Source organism: Chryseobacterium sp. RR2-3-20 (assembly GCF_017808115.1).
Classification (GTDB): domain Bacteria; phylum Bacteroidota; class Bacteroidia; order Flavobacteriales; family Weeksellaceae; genus Chryseobacterium; species Chryseobacterium oryzae.
In genome coordinates this window covers 1-3,032 of the sequence record NZ_JADQBD010000130.1, presented here as the reverse complement: position 1 = coordinate 3,032, position 3,032 = coordinate 1, and the positions used below count along the sequence as shown (strand labels likewise).

4 protein-coding genes are annotated in these 3,032 nt (G+C 30.2%); all 4 read left to right on the top strand.

Annotated features, from left to right (window positions below; genetic code table 11):
* Window positions 1-177 precede the first annotated feature (177 nt).
* The 4 genes from IV513_RS15225 to IV513_RS15210 all read left to right on the top strand — a co-directional run bounded on the left by IV513_RS15225 (window position 178) and on the right by IV513_RS15210 (window position 2,897).
* Window positions 178-1,005 carry a hypothetical protein gene (locus IV513_RS15225; protein WP_209391407.1) on the top strand — a complete coding sequence of 276 codons (828 nt, stop codon included), beginning with the start codon at window positions 178-180 and terminating at the stop codon, window positions 1,003-1,005.
* Window positions 1,006-1,089: 84 nt separating this feature from the next.
* Window positions 1,090-1,323: a hypothetical protein gene (locus tag IV513_RS15220; protein ID WP_209391406.1), complete on the top strand. Its 234-nt coding sequence runs from the start codon at window positions 1,090-1,092 to the stop codon at window positions 1,321-1,323.
* Window positions 1,324-1,425: 102 nt separating this feature from the next.
* On the top strand, window positions 1,426-2,346 hold the full coding sequence (locus tag IV513_RS15215) for a YafY family protein (protein WP_209391405.1): 921 nt from the start codon (window positions 1,426-1,428) through the stop codon (window positions 2,344-2,346).
* Window positions 2,343-2,897 (top strand): hypothetical protein, encoded by a 555-nt coding sequence (locus IV513_RS15210; RefSeq protein WP_209391404.1) that lies wholly within the window; start codon window positions 2,343-2,345, stop codon window positions 2,895-2,897. Before IV513_RS15215 ends, IV513_RS15210 begins: the two co-directional genes overlap by 4 nt.
* Window positions 2,898-3,032: the final 135 nt, after the last annotated feature.

The following is a 3,032-nucleotide window of genomic DNA, read 5'->3' as shown; positions in this document are numbered from 1 at the left end:
TTACAACCCTTACAACTATTCAGTTTTTGAATAGATTTATTTTTGACAGAAATATAAACAACCTAAAAATAAATCTCGTTTGATAGTGCACTACGAGTTGTCTAAAGATTCTCGCATGAGAATCTTTTATATTGGACACGTTTTGGGTTTTTGCGATTGTAGATTTGGCAAAAAAATATGGATTTAGAAAACCTTTTGGCCAAAGAAGAATTATTAGAAGCACAACTTAAGATTGTCCGATTAGAGAAGAAAAAAATCAATTTCATTAAGGATCAAGATTATGAGAAAGCCAGATCGATCAATGATCAGAAAACTGATGCGGAAGCATATTTGCAACAATTAATTTTAAAATATAGGCAATTCCTTAATGATAATTCTTTAATAGAACATGCTGATCTTCTGATGGTTTTAGCACCGTTAGAAGTAGAGTATAAAAATTTAATCTTAGAAAAAGAACTCTTAAAAAAACAAGATCACCTCAAAGAAGCAAAAGAGATTAAAACATTTGGTAATCAAAGTAATAATAATATAGAAATTGCCCGACAGAAAAATCAATTGCTTCAAATATTTATTCAGGCGGAATTGCTTTTGAAACAATGGACAGAATATCATCATTTTCAAAAAGAAATGCTGTCGGTTCCTGAATATATTAATTTGATAAGAATGAAATATCAGGTTTTGGATTTATTTCCAGAGTTAACTTCCGTATATTGTTTTTATGGTAGTGGAAAGGAAATTAATGAACAATTAAAAGCTAAATTAGGAAAACGCATTTCCATCTTTAATCCAATAATAAAAGTTTTAATTCAATTTGGATCCAAACATTCTACTAAGCTGCCGATTGTTCATGAAGAAGAAATTATCAATTCCTTAGAGCAGATTTTTAGTGGTACCCAAATCTTTATAGATGGAAAATATAAGAATGTTAATAGTGCTGATAAAACCTTTCTTTATCTCACACTCAAACCAGATTTTTCTCTATTAAATATCGTGGGTCCATTTTAAAAAAAATCAAAATAAATATTTTGTCGGTCACGGTTTGACTTTATCACATTTTACTTTTGGGGTATAATTTAAAATCAAATAGATATGCCAACAATGATTAACAAAGGGAAAGAACTTATTAGAATTAGCCCAAAGGATGCAAAAAAACTAGAATATTCTACCAACGATGGTAGAACTTGGAGTATAAGATTCAGTGGTTCTTCAACACAAGGTGAGTTCCAAGATCTTACAGACACCGGTAAAGAAATCCTAGGAATTACTGCCAAAGGTCTTTATTACTCAAAAAATGAAGGAAGGACTTGGAACAAAAGAAGTTGACGCTTTATTTTATAAAAAAAATTAAACTTTTATAAAAAAATTACCAAATGGACATATTTTGTCCATTTGTTGTTTTATGTTTGCAGTATAAAATTTAAAACAATGGCAAAAAAAGATCAAATGTTACGATTAATGAACGTTGTAACGTATCTGAGAGCAAAACCGCAAGGTGCTTCTTTTGAAGATATTTCAAAACATCTAGAAGAAAAAAACCATCAAGATTCCGAAGTTGAATTGGCTTTCAGCGAAAAAACTTTCCAAAGGGATCGTAAAATTATGGAAGAATTGTTGGGGGTTGAAATCAAGTTCAAGCGATCTACAATGACTTACCAAATTGTTAGAGATATTGATGATTACTCAGAACAAACTATTTTTGACAATCTTCTTTTGGTAAATGCTTACAAACAGACTGCAAATTATGAGAAGCTTATGCATTTTGAAAAACGTCAGGCATCCGGATTAGAAAACCTCGAAGGAATCATTTATGCGATAAAAAGTTCCAAAATTATAAGCTTCAATTATACCAAACATTGGGAAGGTATTCCAAGAAAAAAAGTTGTACAGCCTTATGCTTTAAAAGAATTTCGGAATCGCTGGTATCTTTTAGCAAACGATCATGACGGACAGGAATTATTCCTAAAAACACTTGGATTGGATAGAATTTCCGAACTAGCTATTTCTCGTTCAACTTTTAAAAAACAAGAAGTCGACATTGATGCTTTGTTTGTTAACTCGTTTGGGATTATTTCTACAGTTGGAGAAGAACCAACGACCATTACCATTTCTTTTGAACCTTGGCAAGGCATGTTTGTGAAGTCACTACCAATCCACCATACTCAAAAAATTCTAACTGATACTAATGAACAATTAAAAATTGAATTAACTTTGGTACCAACCTACGATTTCTACCAAGAACTTTTGACCCATGCAGAGCGCATTTTGTCGATCGAACCAAAATCTGTTAGGGAGGAATATGTAAATTTTTTACAAAAAGGGATTGATAATTTAAAGAAAATGAAATGAAACCAAACTTACTCTACATTCACGGTTTAGGTTCCGACAGACATTCAAGAAAATTTATTAATCTAAAAGATTATTTTAAGGATCAGTTTGAATATGATTTTCTGGAATGGAATAATGATTCTGATATAAATTTTTTAATTGAAGACAAGCATGAACAATATAAGAATAACAATCAGCTAATTATTGTTGGGGATTCTACTGGAGCCAATTTTGCTTATCAACTTCGAGAAATGCGAAATGGGGAGAATGACATTTTGATTTTAACAAGTCCTTTGCTGGATATTGATAAACGTATTGCTAATTTTGATTTTCCTGGTTTTATATTACCACAATTGATGAAAATTCAGCATCCCAAAAATGCTTTAATTATTGCTTCAAAAACAGACGAAATTTTGAATCAAAAATATTTATTTACTAGTGATAAAAATTTTGTTTCCGTACATGAAACTACTGAAATTCTTGAAATAAAAGATAACCATAGATTGCTTCATTTTGATAATGTTATACCAGCAATTAGCAACTATATTAAGAGTAAATTAAAAGAGCAGTAATTTCTGCTCTTTTTTTAGTAATTAATAATGTTAAGTAACCCGTTGTGCATTTTAAATAATACTGACTTTTAAGTTGTTGATATTTCGATTGAAATAAGTTTTGTTTATAAACTGCACAACTGTTAAAGCCGTTAT